This is a genomic window from Flavobacterium magnesitis (assembly GCF_041729735.1).
Taxonomy (GTDB): domain Bacteria; phylum Bacteroidota; class Bacteroidia; order Flavobacteriales; family Flavobacteriaceae; genus Flavobacterium; species Flavobacterium magnesitis.
Map to the genome: position 1 here is coordinate 16,638 of NZ_JBCFQK010000032.1, position 16,133 is coordinate 32,770.

Annotated in this window: 13 protein-coding genes and 1 pseudogene; 12 read left to right on the top strand and 2 right to left on the bottom strand. The window is 33.1% G+C overall.

From position 1 onward, the window contains the following. Window positions 1-53 precede the first annotated feature (53 nt). The 6 genes from purL (at window position 54) to AAGV33_RS15465 (ending at window position 7,718) form a co-directional block, all read left to right on the top strand. Window positions 54-3,707 (top strand): phosphoribosylformylglycinamidine synthase, encoded by a 3,654-nt coding sequence (gene purL, locus AAGV33_RS15440; RefSeq protein ID WP_373393199.1) that lies wholly within the window; start codon window positions 54-56, stop codon window positions 3,705-3,707. 130 nt (window positions 3,708-3,837) lie between these two features. Further along, window positions 3,838-4,278 (top strand): DUF2059 domain-containing protein, encoded by a 441-nt coding sequence (locus AAGV33_RS15445; protein ID WP_373393200.1) that lies wholly within the window; start codon window positions 3,838-3,840, stop codon window positions 4,276-4,278. Window positions 4,279-4,341: 63 nt separating this feature from the next. After that, window positions 4,342-4,767, top strand: coding sequence for an HIT family protein (locus AAGV33_RS15450; protein WP_373393202.1), 426 nt, complete (start codon window positions 4,342-4,344; stop codon window positions 4,765-4,767). A 304-nt stretch (window positions 4,768-5,071) separates the two neighbouring features. Further along, window positions 5,072-5,449, top strand: a complete 378-nt coding sequence (locus AAGV33_RS15455) for a GNAT family N-acetyltransferase (protein ID WP_373393204.1) — start codon at window positions 5,072-5,074, stop codon at window positions 5,447-5,449. Between the two features lie 65 nt (window positions 5,450-5,514). After that, the gene (locus AAGV33_RS15460; RefSeq protein ID WP_373393205.1) at window positions 5,515-6,939 is read left to right on the top strand and encodes an aminotransferase-like domain-containing protein; all 1,425 of its coding nucleotides are present in this window, start codon (window positions 5,515-5,517) and stop codon (window positions 6,937-6,939) included. After that, complete coding sequence (locus AAGV33_RS15465) at window positions 6,936-7,718, top strand: PhzF family phenazine biosynthesis protein (protein WP_373393207.1); 783 nt, start codon at window positions 6,936-6,938, stop codon at window positions 7,716-7,718. Before AAGV33_RS15460 ends, AAGV33_RS15465 begins: the two co-directional genes overlap by 4 nt. Before the next feature lie 88 nt (window positions 7,719-7,806). On the opposite strand, the gene AAGV33_RS15470 is transcribed toward AAGV33_RS15465, so the two are convergent. Further along, window positions 7,807-7,995, bottom strand: a complete 189-nt coding sequence (locus AAGV33_RS15470; protein ID WP_373393209.1) for a hypothetical protein — start codon at window positions 7,993-7,995, stop codon at window positions 7,807-7,809. 406 nt (window positions 7,996-8,401) lie between these two features. Here AAGV33_RS15470 and AAGV33_RS15475 point away from each other — a divergent pair, with 406 nt between their 5' ends. Next, the gene (locus AAGV33_RS15475) at window positions 8,402-9,349 is read left to right on the top strand and encodes a DUF6807 family protein (protein ID WP_373393210.1); all 948 of its coding nucleotides are present in this window, start codon (window positions 8,402-8,404) and stop codon (window positions 9,347-9,349) included. Window positions 9,350-9,419: 70 nt separating this feature from the next. Here AAGV33_RS15475 and AAGV33_RS15480 read toward each other — a convergent pair whose 3' ends face one another. Continuing rightward, a complete protein-coding gene (locus AAGV33_RS15480) occupies window positions 9,420-10,952 on the bottom strand; it encodes a SulP family inorganic anion transporter (protein WP_373393212.1) in 1,533 nt (510 codons plus the stop codon). A gap of 168 nt (window positions 10,953-11,120) precedes the next feature. Between AAGV33_RS15480 and AAGV33_RS15485 the strand changes: the two genes are divergently transcribed. From AAGV33_RS15485 to AAGV33_RS15505, 5 genes and pseudogenes are all read left to right on the top strand, one after another. Continuing rightward, window positions 11,121-11,315: a hypothetical protein gene (locus tag AAGV33_RS15485; RefSeq protein WP_373393213.1), complete on the top strand. Its 195-nt coding sequence runs from the start codon at window positions 11,121-11,123 to the stop codon at window positions 11,313-11,315. A 233-nt stretch (window positions 11,316-11,548) separates the two neighbouring features. Then, on the top strand, window positions 11,549-11,866 hold the full coding sequence (locus AAGV33_RS15490; protein WP_373393214.1) for a DUF6660 family protein: 318 nt from the start codon (window positions 11,549-11,551) through the stop codon (window positions 11,864-11,866). Between the two features lie 49 nt (window positions 11,867-11,915). Next, complete coding sequence (locus tag AAGV33_RS15495) at window positions 11,916-14,087, top strand: TonB-dependent receptor (protein ID WP_373393216.1); 2,172 nt, start codon at window positions 11,916-11,918, stop codon at window positions 14,085-14,087. A gap of 276 nt (window positions 14,088-14,363) precedes the next feature. Continuing rightward, a complete protein-coding gene (drt3a, locus tag AAGV33_RS15500; protein ID WP_373393218.1) occupies window positions 14,364-15,869 on the top strand; it encodes an antiviral reverse transcriptase Drt3a in 1,506 nt (501 codons plus the stop codon). Between the two features lie 3 nt (window positions 15,870-15,872). Further along, window positions 15,873-16,133, top strand: a pseudogene (locus AAGV33_RS15505) (antiviral reverse transcriptase Drt3b); the annotation flags it as partial.

Here is a 16,133-nt window from a genome sequence, read left to right on the forward strand (position 1 = left end):
CCGTCCTGTTTTTTTAAACTAAATTTGCATCGCAATTCATCAAACACAAAACAATGATTCATTTCTTTGAAAACCAAAGCAACGCAATTTTTGCCGTACAAACACAAGGCGAAATTTCGGCTCAAGATATTTCTAAACTGAACTGGCTTTTTGCCAATGCAAATAAGATAGAGAAATCCGTATTGACGGATTTTTTTGTTGGTCCTCGCGCCACGATGATTACGCCTTGGAGTACCAATGCCGTTGAAATTACTCAAAATATGGGGATTTCTGGAATCATTCGTATCGAAGAATTTTACAAAGCATCAGAAGATTTTACTGATTTCGATCCAATGCTTTCTCAAAAATACACCGAATTAAATCAGGATATTTTCACCATCAATGTACAGCCGGAAGCGATTTTGGATATTGAGGATATTGCAGCTTATAACAAAACTGAAGGTTTGGCTTTAAGCTCAGAAGAAGTAGAATATTTAGATAATTTGGCGACCAAATTAGGTAGAAAACTAACAGATTCTGAAATTTTTGCTTTCTCACAAGCGAATTCTGAGCACTGTCGTCACAAGATTTTCAATGGAACTTTTGTTATTGATGGCGTTGAAAAAGAAACGTCTCTTTTTAAATTAATCAAAAAAACATCTCAGGAAAACCCTAACGATATTGTTTCGGCTTACAAAGACAATGTGGCTTTTGTAAAAGGACCAAGAGTACAACAATTTGCCCCAAAAACGGCTGACAAACCTGATTTTTATGAAGTAAAAGAATTTGATTCTGTTATTTCGTTAAAAGCAGAAACGCATAATTTTCCAACTACTGTTGAACCTTTCAATGGAGCAGCAACAGGTTCAGGAGGAGAAATTCGTGACCGTTTGGCTGGTGGACAAGGTTCGTTGCCAATGGCTGGAACAGCGGTTTATATGACTTCATACTCTCGTTTGGAAGAAAACAGACCTTGGGAAGATGCTGTAGTTGAAAGAAAATGGTTGTATCAGACTCCAATGGATATTTTAATCAAAGCTTCAAACGGAGCATCTGATTTTGGAAATAAATTTGGGCAACCGTTAATTACAGGTTCGGTTTTAACTTTCGAACACCAAGAAAACAACCGTAAAATTGGTTACGACAAAGTAATCATGCAGGCGGGTGGAATTGGTTACGGGAAATTAAATCAGGCTATCAAACACAAACCACAAGAAGGCGATAAAATTGTTATTCTTGGTGGAGAAAATTATAGAATTGGAATGGGTGGAGCTGCGGTTTCCTCTGCAGACACAGGAGCTTTTGGTTCAGGAATTGAATTAAATGCAATCCAGCGTTCGAACCCGGAAATGCAAAAACGTGCTGCCAATGCCATTCGTGGATTGGTGGAAAGCGATAACAACCCTATTGTTTCTATTCACGATCACGGAGCTGGAGGACACTTAAACTGTCTTTCGGAATTGGTAGAAGATACCGGAGGATTGATTGATTTGGATAAATTGCCTGTGGGCGACCCTACTCTTTCGGCAAAAGAAATTATTGGTAACGAATCTCAGGAAAGAATGGGATTGGTTATTGGTAAAAAAGATATTGATACTTTACAAAGAATTGCTGAAAGAGAGCGTTCTCCAATGTACCAAGTGGGTGACGTAACTGGTGATCACCGTTTTACTTTCGAATCAAAATCGACTGGGGCAAAACCAATGGATTATGCTTTGGAAGATTTCTTCGGAAGCTCTCCAAAAACCGTAATGACCGATAAAACGATTGATTACAACTATTCAGAATTAGACTATTCGAAAGACAAAATTGCTACTTATTTAGAGCAGGTTTTACAACTAGAAGCTGTGGCTTCTAAAGACTGGTTGACTAATAAAGTAGACCGTTGTGTAGGTGGAAAAGTAGCCAAACAACAAACTGCAGGACCATTGCAATTGCCATTAAACAACTGTGGTGTTGTAGCTTTGGATTTCCAAGGGAAAGAAGGAATTGCAACGTCAATTGGACACTCACCTATTGCATCGTTAATCGACCCAGTTGCTGGAACAAGAACTGCTATTGCCGAATCATTATCGAATATTGTTTGGGCTCCAATTAAAGACGGAATGAAAGGGATTTCACTTTCGGCTAACTGGATGTGGGCTTGTAAAAATGCAGGTGAAGACGCTCGTTTATATGCTGCTGTTGAAGCTTGTTCTGATTTTGCAATCGAATTGGGAATCAATATTCCAACAGGAAAAGATTCGCTTTCGATGAAACAAAAATATCCAAATGACGAAGTAATTGCTCCAGGAACGGTAATTATTTCGGCTGGTGGAAACTGTACTGATATTAGAAAAGTAGTTGAGCCTGTTTTACAAAAAGACGGAGATTCTATTTATTATATCAATTTGTCTCAGGATGATTTCAAATTAGGAGGATCTTCTTTGGCACAAACGTTGAACGCTATTGGAAACGAAGCACCAACTATTAAAGACGCTGCTTTCTTTAAAACTGCATTTAACACATTGCAGGAATTGATTTTAGACAATCAAATCTTAGCTGGACACGATATTGGAAGTGGTGGTTTGATTACTACTTTGTTAGAAATGTGTTTTGCTGATGTGAATTTGGGAGCAAAAATTGATTTCTCTGTTTTTGAAGAAGAAGATTTGGTAAAAATTCTTTTTGCTGAAAACATCGGGATTGTATTTCAAGCGAAAGAAGATGCAGCAATCGAAAATAAATTAAAAGAAAACAATATTGAATTCTTTAAAATTGGTACGGTTCAATCTGCTGCTGTATTGGAATTTGGAAATTTAAGTTTGGATATTGCGAAGCATAGAGATATTTGGTTTAAAACGTCTTTCTTATTAGACCAAAAACAATCTAAAAATGGAACAGCTCAGGCACGTTTTGATAATTACAAAAACCAAGTTTTAAATTATACTTTCCCTGCTCATTTTACAGGAAAAGCACCAGTTATCGATAATTCGAAACCAAGACCAAAAGCAGCTATTATTCGTGAAAAAGGAAGTAATTCTGAACGTGAAATGGCAAATGCGATGTACTTAGCTGGATTTGATGTAAAAGACGTTCACATGACGGATTTGATTTCGGGTCGTGAAACCTTGGAAGACATTCAGTTTATTGGAGCTGTTGGAGGATTCTCTAATTCAGATGTTTTAGGTTCGGCTAAAGGTTGGGCTGGAGCATTCAAATACAACGAAAAAGCAAATACAGCTTTGAAAAACTTCTTTAAAAGAGAAGATACTTTATCGGTTGGAATCTGTAACGGTTGTCAGTTATTTATGGAATTAGAAGTAATTAATCCAGAGCATAAAGTTCACGGAAAAATGCTTCATAATGATAGTCACAAACATGAAAGTATTTTTACATCGGTAACTATTCAGGAAAACAAATCGGTGATGTTATCTACTTTAGCTGGAAGCACGCTTGGAGTTTGGGTTTCTCATGGTGAAGGAAAATTCAATTTACCAGAACCTGAAGCCAACTACAACATCGTTGGGAAATACGGTTACGATAGCTATCCTGCAAATCCTAACGGATCTGATTTTAACACTGCTATGTTGTGCGACACAACAGGTCGTCATTTGGTAATGATGCCACACATTGAGCGTTCTACTTTCCAATGGAACTGGGCTAATTATCCAAAAGACAGAAATGACGAGGTTACACCTTGGCATGAAGCATTCGTAAATGCTAGAAAATGGATTGAAAAAATCTAATTTTTAGTTTTAAATATTAGAAAGCGTTCTCGAAAGAGAGCGCTTTTTTTGTGAGATAATTTTTATTAGTCAATTTTAAATCCTTACTTTTGACTAATTATAAACCTATAAATTACAAATCAACCAAACCATGAAAAAATCACTTCTAATTCTAAGCTTCTGTGTACTTTCTCTTTCAGCAAATGCACAAAGTACTTCAAAAAGCCAAAAAATAAATCAACTGCTAGAATTAACAGGTTCTGGAAAAATGGCAACACTAATGATGGACCAAATGATGGAGAGTTTTAAAAATTCTTATTCTAAAGTCAACGAAGAATTTTGGGAAGATTTTAAAAACGAAGTAAAAGCAGAAGATTTAGAAAAGATGATTATCCCAATTTACGATAAACATTACACTGAAAGTGATATAGACCAATTAATTGCATTTTATAATTCTCCTATTGGAAAAAAAATGATTAGCACTATGCCTCAGGTAATACAAGAATCTATGGTAGTGGGACAAGCCTGGGGAAAACAAATTGGCGAAAAAGTTCTAGAACAACTTAAAGCAAAAGGGCATTTGGAAAAGTAACATAGTATAGATAGCTTTGCCAGAGTCTATCAAAAATACTTTACTAATTTATAAAATAAAAATATGCCATCACCAGTTTCTGAATGTTTGTATTGCCAGGAAAACGAAACATTACATAAGTTAATGATTAAAATTACCGATTTAAAAGTATCGCAATTGTTCTTGTTTAAAGAGCAATCGTACACAGGTCGTTTAAATGTAGTTTACAAAGATCACGGAGTTGAATTTCATGAACTAAGCAACGAACAACGCAATGCTTTTATGGATGACGTTGCTACCACTGCAAATGCTATTGCAAAAACGTTTAATCCTGATAAAATCAACTACGGAGCTTTTTCAGATACTTTGTCACATTTGCATTTTCATATTGTCCCAAAATACAAAGACGGATATGGTTTTGGAAGTGTTTTCGAAATGAATCCAAACAAAGTAGCACTTTCAGATGCGGAATACGATGCTATAATTGAAAAAATTAAAGCGAACTTATAATAGTCTTCCAATTTTACAAATCGAAATCCTCTTTTTAAACTGATTTAAAAAGAGGATTTTTTTTATGCTGCCTTTTAGGAATACAGACCAAATTGATTTCATCAGATTAGTACAGAATAAAAATAAACTTAGACTTATATGAACTTTTAGTTCTAAACCTTAATGAAACAAAACATAAACTTATATGGCTTATATGTTTTAAAATTGAACAAGCAAAAAACAATCTGTATCCGTAAACAATACCATTTCTGTATCTGTAATTATTTTTTAGCAATAGATAGTTTTACATTCTAAATATTAGAATATGGAAACTATCATAAAACAACAGCAAAACCTATGCTTTAGAGCGGTTACTATAGCTGATTTGGATAGTATTGTAAAGCTTTACCAAGAACAACAATCGACATTAGATGCTACATTAACAAAACAATTTGGACTTCCGTTTTATGTGGCTGAATTCAATAATAAAATTGTGGGATATTCTTATGCAACTCTTATTAATTCGGAAAATTACAGTTTAAAAACAAATATTGATACTACTTTTTCTAATCATCCAATTAATGAAAATTTGATGCGCGAATCGGAACAGTTTTTTGAAAATGAATGGCAAAATGGGGAATATAAAAACCTATCCATTTCGATAACACATTTAATTAATTGGTTAAACAATTCTAATTTCTAAAAAGCAAAAAGGATACAGTTGTAATTTTTATTATTTTTATAGGGTACAAATACTATTTTCCTAAAATGACAAGAGAAATTTTATATCTAAAAATCGCAAATATAATCGAAGAGCAAATTGCCTCAGGAACTTTAAAAACTGGAGACAAATTACCTTCTATTCGTACCGTACAAAAAATTTATACTGTTAGTATTAATACGGTAAAACAGGCTTTTTTAGAGTTAGAAAGTAAATCGCTTATAGAATCCCGACCAAAATCAGGTTATTATGTTAGTAAAACGTTCAATACCAGACTCGCACTTCCTTCGATAAGTAAACTTCATCTATCCGACAAAGAAAAAACTCCTGAAGATTTAATTAGCAAGGTGTTCAATACCTTAACGAATAAAGATTTTACACAATTTGCTTTGGGAGTTACCGATAGAAGCATGCTGCCCATTGCTAAACTCAACAAAGGAATTATAAAAGTATTACGCACTCTGGAAGACAGTGGAACGGGCTATGAACCTGCTCAGGGAAATATTAATTTGAGAAGAAATGTTGCCAAATGGTCTTTTACCTGGGATGGAAACCTAACTGAAGATGATATTGTAACCACTTCGGGAGCACTAAATGCACTGTTTTATTCTTTAATTTCAGTGACCAATCCAGGAGACACCGTAGCAATTGAAACTCCTGTATATTTTGGTATTTTACAAATGATAAAATCGTTGGGACTCAATATTATTGAACTTCCTAGTCATCCTGTAACAGGTGTTTCTATCGCAGATTTGAAAAAAGTATTACCTAAAATTAAAGCTTGTTGTTTTGTTACTAATTTCAATAATCCTTTAGGAAGTTGTATGCCAGACGAGAACAAAAAAGAACTCGTTCGATTATTAACATTACATAATATTCCGTTGATTGAGGATGACTTGTATGGTGATTTATTTTTTGGCGCCAGCCGACCAAAACCTTGCAAAACATTTGATGAAGAAGGAATTGTAATGTGGTGTGGTTCGGTGTCTAAGACCCTAGCACCTGGTTACCGAGTGGGCTGGGTTGCACCAGGAAAATTCAAAGAGAAAACCATTCGGAAAAAATTATTACATACCATGTCGAGTCCACCATTGTATCAGGAAGTAATTGCTGATTTTATGGAACATGGCCGATACGAACATCATTTAAGAGGATTGCGTAATACGTTGTATTCAAACTATTTGCTTTTTCAACGTACTATTGAAGAATATTTTCCTGAAAATACTAAAATTTCTAAACCTCAGGGTGGATTTGTACTTTGGTTAGAGTTAGACCCCAGAATCGATACAGCCATTTTATACGACATTGCAGTACAACATAAAATAGGTTTCGCTCCTGGAAGAATGTTTACACAGCACGATCAATACAACAATTGCATGCGATTGAATTTTGCCATAAAATGGGATGAAAAAGTGGAGCACAGCCTTCAAAATCTAGGGTTATTAATTAAACAACAAATTTTACATATATGAAAATATATCAAATTGACGCCTTTACTAAAAGCGTTTTTTCTGGGAATCCAGCTGCCGTTTGTCCGCTGGAGCAATGGTTAAGCGATGAAATCATGCAAAAAATTGCCGCCGAAAACAATTTGGCTGAAACTACTTTTTATGTAAAAAATGGCGATAAGTATGAGATAAGATGGTTTACACCCACAGTTGAAGTAGATCTTTGCGGTCACGCTACACTAGCTGCTGCTTATGTTTTATACCATTATGAAAATCACAACGGTGCGATAGTTCAATTTTACTCTCCCAGAAGCGGTGATTTGACAGTAACTAAAGATGGAGATTTGCTTTCACTCAATTTTCCAACGGATACTTTGGAACCAATAGCATTAACTAATGAAATATTGGATGCATTTGATAGCAAACCACAATTGGCTTTCAAAGGAAAAACCGATTACATGCTTCTTTTTAATTCAGAAGAAGAAATACTGAATATAACCCCCAACTTTGATCAAATTTTAAAACTGAATGTTCGAGGAGTAATTGTAACAGCCAAAGGCAATACTACTGATTTTGTTTCTCGTTTTTTTGGACCACAATCTGGAATTAATGAAGATCCTGTTACGGGTTCAGCACACACTACTCTGATTCCGTATTGGGCAAAAGAATTGAATAAAACAAAATTATCAGCTATTCAGCTTTCGGAACGAAAAGGTTATTTGGATTGCGAGTTGTTAGGAGACAGAGTTCGTATTAGCGGGTATGCAAAGTGTTATCTAATTGGAAATCTATTTTTGGATTAAAAAAAGAAAAGCCACTTTAAAAATAAAGTGGCTATCTATAAAAATTTATCAAACCCTAAAATGATAAATTCTATTTTTATTATATGTCTTAATCTAAATCTAATGCAATATTTTCCATGAAAATTTCTGGTTCTCTTTCGTTGTGCCAGTAATCTGCTAGGATACTCAAGACAACATCTTTTAAACCATTAAAAGAACTTTCTACTTGATGTTCTTCATCTTTGATAACTTCAATAAGTAAATCATTTACTTTTTTAATCTTGTCTAAATTTGTCATATCATCAAGTTTTTTTGAAATTAATCTTCCTTTTTTTTCTGGAATAAAAGTAGATGAATTGAACTTTTATGGCAATACCCACTTTTAGTGATTTTTTAAGAACTTTTTAATAAAAAACAAAGATTTATCTTATACATCATTAGAAAACGCATAAATAGTCTCACGGATTCGCTTTAATCTCTTATTTATATGCAACACAAAACTCACTAACGTCATTACTAAAAAAAACTTACAATGGAATCCAAAATATTTGAAAAAAAAATTTCGCAACCAAATAATTGCATTATATTCACAATCAATCGGTATTTCAATTTTTAATAACTATAATGAGAAAAGATATTTTCCAAGCCATTGTCTATCCTACAAGAAGAGACATTTTAGACGATTATTTAAACGTAATGATGAAATGATTGTAACCAAAAAAACAAGTTTACGAATTGTAATTGTTCTTTTAAGCCAAATCAGCTTTAGCCAAGTCAATTTAAAAATCGAAAAAAATCAAAGTCATTTTACCGAAGGCAAAGACAGTATTTTGACGTATCAAGCTTCGGAAAAATCAATCGATGGGAAATACATTCGTTCCAATTATATTCATCCATTATATACTTTAGACGGGACAGTTTTAACCGAAGACTTTCCTGTAGATCATTTGCATCATCGCGGAATTTTCTGGGCTTGGCATCAATTGTATATTGGTGATAAACGAATTGGCGATGGCTGGGAAATAGAAAATTTTAATTGGGAAGTCACTGCTGTAAAGGAGAAAAAGCAAAAGGACAACAGCAAGACAATGCAAACTACTGTTCTTTGGAAATCGCCTTTATGGAAATCCAAAAACGGAAAAGAGAAAGCTTTTGTAAAAGAAACGACAAGTATTAAAGTCTATCCAAAACAAGCGTATTATCGACTCATTGATATTGAAATTGCATTATTAGCACTGGAACCGAATGTGAAAATTGGTGGCTCAGAAGACGAAAAAGGCTATGGTGGTTTTTCGCCTCGAATTCGCCTGAGTGATGATATTGTATTTACTGATCCAAGCGGAAAAATTACCCCAACTAACCTCCCTATTCCCGCTAGCGAATGGATGGATATTTCGGGTTCTTTAGGTAAAAATGGAAATAAAGCCGGACTGACTATATTATGTAATCCTAAAAACCCAGGAGCTAAAAATCCCTGGATTTTACGCGCTAAAAAAAGCATGCAAAATGCAGTTTATCCTTTTCCAGGAGCAACAGCAGTTCCGTTATCGAATAAAAAACCAACGGTATTGCGCTACCGATTAATTATTCATGACGGTAATGCCAACAGCATTCCAATTGATAAAATTTATCAGGATTATGCTAAAAATTGAATTTGAATTTTACTTTTATCATTGTAATTGTAATTGACTTTTGCTATTATCATTGCCATTGAAATTGTTATTAATTAGATGCCACTCTATAACTAGGATCTTCCATAATATTGACATCAATAATTCCTTGTGCATTCTGCAATAATTGACGGCAATCTTCGCTTAAATGACGTAAATGTACCGTCTTCCCTACTTTAGCATAACGCTCAGTAATTTTGTGTACCGCATCAATAGCACTCATATCGGCAATTTTACTTTCTTCAAAATCAATAATTACTTCATCTGGATCATTCAGTACATCAAATTTTTCAGCAAATGCAGTAGTGGAAGCAAAAAACAAAGGACCATAAATTTCGTAATGCTTCACTCCTTTATCATCGATGTATTTTTTAGCACGAATGCGTTTTGCACTTTCCCAGGCAAAAACCAATGCCGAAATGATAACTCCAATCAATACAGCTAAAGCTAAATTGTGCAACATAATGGTAATAATCGCTACCAGAACACCAACAAAAATATCTTGTTTTGGCATTTTATTGATAATTCGAAAACTAATCCATTCAAAAGTTCCAATTGCTACCATAATCATCACACCCACTAAGGCTGCCATTGGTAATTTTTCGATTACAGGAGCGCCAAATAATACAATAAAAAGTATGGTTAACGCTGCTACAATTCCAGACAAACGCGCTCTGGAACCAGCTGATAAATTCACTAAAGTTTGTGCTATCATTGGGCAACCACCCATACCGAAGAAAAATCCATTTAAAATATTAGCACTTCCCTGAGCCACACATTCTCTATTTCCATTGCCTTTAGTTCCCGTAATTTCGTCCACTAAATTTAAAGTCAATAGACCTTCAGTCAATCCCACACAAGCCATAATCAAACCATACGGAAGAATTAACTGCAAAGTTTCTAAGTTCAAAGGAATATTCGGAATATGAAAAGGTGGAAATCCACCGCTTACCGATGCAATATCAGCAACCGTTTTAGTTTCGATTCCAAATCCTAAAACCAACGCAAAAACAACCATAATGGCGACTAAAGAAGCTGGAATAGCTTTGGTTATCCTTGGCAAAAAGATTACGATTCCAATGGTCAAAGCTACCAAAGCTAACATAATATACAACGGACTTCCTGACAACCAAACACTTTCGCCATTCACTATTGTTTTAAACTGTTCGAGTTGCGACATAAAAATAATTATAGCCAAACCGTTCACAAAACCAAACATAACTGGTTGTGGAACTAAACGAATGAACTTCCCTAATTTAAACAAACCTATTAAAATCTGGATGACTCCTGCTAATGCCACTGCAGCAAAAACATAATCCAAACCATGCGATTTCATCAAAGCAATCAATACAATTACGGTTGCTCCTGCTCCTCCGGAAACTAATCCCGGACGTCCGCCAAAAACAGCCGTTACCAATCCCATAATAAAAGCAGCATACAATCCAACCAAAGGCGGAAAACCAGCCAAAATTGCAAAGGAAAGCGACTCCGGAATCATGGTCATAGCAACAGTTAGTCCTGCTAATATTTCAGTTCTATAATTTACTTTTTGCGAAAAATCAAATAAGTTAAAATACTGTTTCATACTGTTCTAATAGAATTATAAATTTAAAGCGCAACTAAATCTATTAGCGTGCTTTTTCAAGAATTGCAAAAGTAAGTTTTTTTAATTTTTCAAGCATTACGTTTATATACTGATACAAAAATTTATTAGACAAAAAAGAATTCATAACTTTACAAAAAGATTTTTATTATGAGCTATACTGATAAACATATTATTGAAAATTATTCGATCTTATTTGAAGGGCTAAACTCATTAACTAAAATTGAGTTAATTGAAAGTTTAACGAAATCTTTAAAAAGAGAAAGTAAGGCAAAAAAAGACCGTTTTTTTGACTCTTTTGGTGCATTTGGCTCAGAAAAACCAGCTGAAGAGATTATTAAATAAATTAAAGCTAGTAGAAATTTTCGCAACAAAGAAATTAAATAAAATGACTAAGGGCACTTTTAAAATTCATCAAAATTAATTTCCCTAACCCCTAAAGGACGTAATTTTGATGAATTTTGAAGAAATTTTCACCCTTTAGGGCGGGGAAAAAAATTTCTTATACTACACCTCCAAAATCCTTTTTTACGATTTAAAGCAAAATATGAGATAGATTTTCTAACTTCGTTGCCGTAATGAAAATAAGCACCTTCATATTATCCATTTTAATACTTGTTTTATCTTTAAAACCTTGCTCGGACGGAAGTAATGCCGAAGACCTGAAAAAAGATAATATTAATCTTGCGCACAATCATCAGGAAGATCATAATGATTCTTGCCCTGTGACTTGTATTTGCAGCTGTTGCGGAATGTCGGTAACTTTCGAAAGTATTAAAATCTTTACTTTTAGAATCCATACGGAAATTTCTAATGTAGTATTATCTTCTTATCAATCAAATTATCAATTTGATTCTGTTGCTGCTATTTGGCAACCTCCTCAATTAATTAGTTAAAATACCCAGACAACTCGTCTAATTTTTAATTAATTAAATTTCATTTATAATGAACAAATTTATAATGAGCACTATGCTCATACTATTGTCGTGTTTTGCTGCTACGGCACAAAAAAGCGACATCCAAATCCAAGTCCTTTCTGAAAACGAAGCCGTAATTGGCGCCAATATTTATCTCGAATCAGACAAAAAATCGGCTGTTACAGATGCTGAGGGAAAAGCCCAGTTTTCGAATGTTTCCAATGGAAAACAAACGATTATCATTTCTTATTTAGGTTTCGAAACCTTAAAAAAAACCATTCAAATTCCGAGTCAAACCGCTTTTGTCTTTCATTTAGAACCCAATGAAAACGAACTCGACGAAGTTGTTTTACAAACGTCTCGTACCAGCAGAACCGTTAGAAAAATTCCCACCCGAATTGAATTTATCAATAGCGAAGAATTAGAAGAAAAAGCGACGATGAATCCAACCAATATTTCGATGGTTTTGCGCGAAAGCACTGGAATTCAAATGCAACAAACTTCGTTGAGCAGCGGAAATTCAAACATTAAAATCCAAGGTCTTGACGGACGTTACACCCAACTTTTAAGAGACGGTTTTCCTTTATATTCTGGTTTTTCCAGCGGATTGAGTATTATGCAAATTCCGCCTTTGGATTTACAACAATTTGAAATTATCAAAGGAAGTTCGTCTACACTTTATGGCGGTGGCGCTATTGCCGGTTTAGTTAATATGGTTTCGAAAACTCCTGATGAAGAACCCGATTTAGACATTATGCTCACTCAAACGCATGCTTTAGGAAGTACGGCGAATGTGTTTTATAGCAAACGAAATCAAAAATTTGGAACAACGCTTTATGGTTCGGCACATTATCAAAAAGCCTATGATCCGGAAGACGATGATTTTAGTAATTTACCTCAAACAAAATCCATTTCTTTTAATCCAAAAATCTTTTATTATCCTTCCGAAAAAACAACTTTTTGGCTAGGCGTTAACGGAACTTACGATGACCGAATTGGAGGCGATATGACCAAAATTAAAAGTGGTCAAACAGGAATTCATCAATACACCGAAGACAATGTTTCTAAGCGTTTGAGTTCTCAGGCGGTATACAAAACCCAGCTGGATTCGCTGAGCAATTTCAATATCAAGAACAGTATTTCTTATTTTGACCGTTCGTTGCAAGTGCCTGATTTTAATTTTAGCGGAAAGCAAATCAATACGTTTACCGAAGTAAGTTACGAAAGAGCCAATGCTAAAACCGATTGGATTTTAGGTGCAAATGTGTATTCGGTTAATTTTGATGAAGCCGATAAAGCCGCATTGCAACGCGATCAAAAAGAACTTACCTATGGTTTGTTTGCCAATAGCATTTTTGATATTAGCGAAAACTGGATTTTAGAAACCGGATTGCGTACGGATTACAATGCCGATTGGGGATTTTTTCCTTTGCCAAGAATTTCCTTGTTGTACAAAAATGAAAATGGTTTTTCAAGTCGAATTGGTGGTGGATTAGGCTATAAAATCCCAGATATTTTTACCGAAGAAGCCGAATCGATCAACTTTGAAAATGTATTAGGCATTGATAAAGACAATCTAAAAGCCGAACGTTCGTATGGTGTGAATTATGATTTTAATTACCAAACCCGTTTGGGCGAAATTGGATTCTCAGCAAACCAGCTTTTCTATGTTACCGCTATTCAAAATGCCTTATTATTAAATAGCTCCGGAACTAATTTCCAATTTGAAAATGCTGCTGAAGTAATTTTAAGCAAAGGTGCCGAAACCAACATCAAGTTCAATTACAAGGATTTTAAATGGTTTTTAAACTATGCTTTTATTGATGCCCGTTTGCATTATTTAGCAGGAAATCCACAAAAACCATTGACTCCTAAGCACAATGTGGGCAGTGTAATTATGTACGAAAGTGAAGCCTGGCGTATTGGTTTTGAAACCTATTACACCGGACAACAATTGTTATCGAATGGAACTAAAACCACTGATTATACCACAATGGGATTTTTACTGATGCGAAATTTCAAATGGGGAGCGCTCTTTACCAATTTTGAAAATTTTACTGATAGAAGACAAAGTCGTTTTTCACCGTTGGTTTTACCTACACACGACAGACCTGTTTTTCCAGAAATTTATGCTCCTACTGACGGATTTATTTTCAGTCTGGGAATTATCATAAAGCCTTTTGGAAATAAAGCACATTAAAAAACACCGCAAATTCGCAAATTATTTTATTCTAAACTATTTTTAAAAATTTGCGAATTTGCGGTAAAAATTAAGCCCTCTTTTAAAAAAATAAAAGAGGGCTTTTTTATTTTAAACAATATTATTTTTTTGTAAGAAATTTTAAATATATTTGAAGTCTAAATAAAACAAAAATTCACCAATGCGTATTAAAATTGATGAATTTATCTGCTTTTGTTAAAAAATACAGATTATAATCAATACTGAAAAACTTAAGTACCAAAAAGAAAACAAAAAATGCTAGACCAATCCTTCTCATATGATAATTTTAGAATACTTCTTGATGTCGAAAACAGAAAAGGTCGTTACATTGAAGATAAAACTTTCTTTGATTCAGATATTTTTAAAAACTCTAGAGAGATTTCAGAATTAATTATAGAGCAAAATAAAATTATAAGAGAAGAATCTTGTAAAATAAAATCAATAAATAAAATAGAAGATAAAGATTATACTCTTTTAGATAAATTAATTACTGAAAAAGAAGAGCTAAAAAAAACTAGAGAGAAATTTCTAGAAGAAATTTTAACTGAAATTGCTGAAAAAACAGACGTAGAAGATTATAACCTCAAAATAAACAAGGGACAAATAAAATGGGGAAGTCAATTATATGAAATTGAACATAACCCTGAAAATTATTTTGTTACAAAACAATTACAAAGAAACATTTACAAAACATTCAAAGTAAAGCAATCTAATCGTAAAGTAATAATTGAACAATTGAGATTATCACTTGATGATGGATTTCCAAAAATAATCATCAGAACTGATATTAAAAAATTTTATGAATCTATACCGCATAAAGAACTTCTTGCTAAAATTGAAGAAAACAGTTTATTAAGTTTTCCTTCCAAAAAAATAATAAAACGAGTTTTAAATCAATATTGGGGAACCTTAGTTACAGATGGTATAAAATCTATTATTGATGAGCGTGTGGGAATACCCAGAGGTATAGGTTTTAGTGCTTACTTAGCAGAACTATATTTAAGAGGATTTGATAATAAAATTAAATCATTTACCAATGTCACTTATTACTCAAGATATGTTGATGATATTATTATAATTATCACACCTAAAAACAGAAATGAAATCAGGAATAAAATATCATATGAAAATGAATTAAAAAACATTTTATATACAACAACGAAACTAAGTATAAACACAGACAAAACGCAAATTATAGAGCTTACAAAAGAAAATAAAGAAAGGAAAATATCGCAAAATTACTTTTTGACCTACTTAGGATATAAATTTAAAATTTCTTACAGTAAAAAAACAGAGAAAGAATTTGGTGAAACTAGAACGTTTATTTCAAAAGATAAACTAAAAATATTCATGTCTGATGAAAAACTAAAAAGATTCAAAAACAAAATAGACTCATCTTTCTCGGACTATGATTTTCACATTACTAAATATTCAACAACAAAAAACTCAACTGAAAGAATGTTGCTAAAAAGAATCAAATTTCTAACTAATAATCATCAATTATTCAGAAGAAAAAGTAATGTTTTTATTGGTGTTTATTTTTCAAATGAATTTTTGAGTAAACCCTATTCAGATTTAATTGAACTAGATAAATATTTAAAAGCTAAAATATTAGAATTGTCAATTTCTACAAATGTTAAACTAATTGAAAAACTTAACAAGCTAAATTTTGAAAAAGGTTTTAAAACTAAAAGTATTATACGATTTAACACTGATTCTTTCAAAAATGGAAAAATAATTCAAATTTGGAAAAACTTATAAAAAATGAGAAAAAAAATTCCAATCACATATTCTAAAGAACGCGTCGTGTTATCTGATGTTTTACCTTATGAAACGCCTGTTACTTTTTCCAATAGATATTTCTATAAATATTTACTAAAGAGTTTAAAAAGTAAATCAAATTCAACATATAAAAATAATTACAACAAAGCCTATTCTGAAATAGAATCAATTCTATTTGGAGTTAAATTCAAAACCAAACCATTTAGTTTTAAGATTACTCATAAACAAAATGATTTTAGAGAG

Coding starts and splice junctions, on each gene's coding strand:
- AAGV33_RS15495 (WP_373393216.1), top strand. CDS start 11,916: ATGAACAAATTTATAATGAGCACTATGCTCATACTATTGTCGTGTTTT.
- AAGV33_RS15460 (WP_373393205.1), top strand. CDS start 5,515: ATGACAAGAGAAATTTTATATCTAAAAATCGCAAATATAATCGAAGAG.
- purL (WP_373393199.1), top strand. CDS start 54: ATGATTCATTTCTTTGAAAACCAAAGCAACGCAATTTTTGCCGTACAA.
- AAGV33_RS15490 (WP_373393214.1), top strand. CDS start 11,549: ATGAAAATAAGCACCTTCATATTATCCATTTTAATACTTGTTTTATCT.
- AAGV33_RS15465 (WP_373393207.1), top strand. CDS start 6,936: ATGAAAATATATCAAATTGACGCCTTTACTAAAAGCGTTTTTTCTGGG.
- drt3a (WP_373393218.1), top strand. CDS start 14,364: ATGCTAGACCAATCCTTCTCATATGATAATTTTAGAATACTTCTTGAT.
- AAGV33_RS15445 (WP_373393200.1), top strand. CDS start 3,838: ATGAAAAAATCACTTCTAATTCTAAGCTTCTGTGTACTTTCTCTTTCA.
- AAGV33_RS15455 (WP_373393204.1), top strand. CDS start 5,072: ATGGAAACTATCATAAAACAACAGCAAAACCTATGCTTTAGAGCGGTT.
- AAGV33_RS15470 (WP_373393209.1), bottom strand. CDS start 7,995: ATGACAAATTTAGACAAGATTAAAAAAGTAAATGATTTACTTATTGAA.
- AAGV33_RS15480 (WP_373393212.1), bottom strand. CDS start 10,952: ATGAAACAGTATTTTAACTTATTTGATTTTTCGCAAAAAGTAAATTAT.
- AAGV33_RS15450 (WP_373393202.1), top strand. CDS start 4,342: ATGCCATCACCAGTTTCTGAATGTTTGTATTGCCAGGAAAACGAAACA.
- AAGV33_RS15485 (WP_373393213.1), top strand. CDS start 11,121: ATGAGCTATACTGATAAACATATTATTGAAAATTATTCGATCTTATTT.
- AAGV33_RS15475 (WP_373393210.1), top strand. CDS start 8,402: ATGATTGTAACCAAAAAAACAAGTTTACGAATTGTAATTGTTCTTTTA.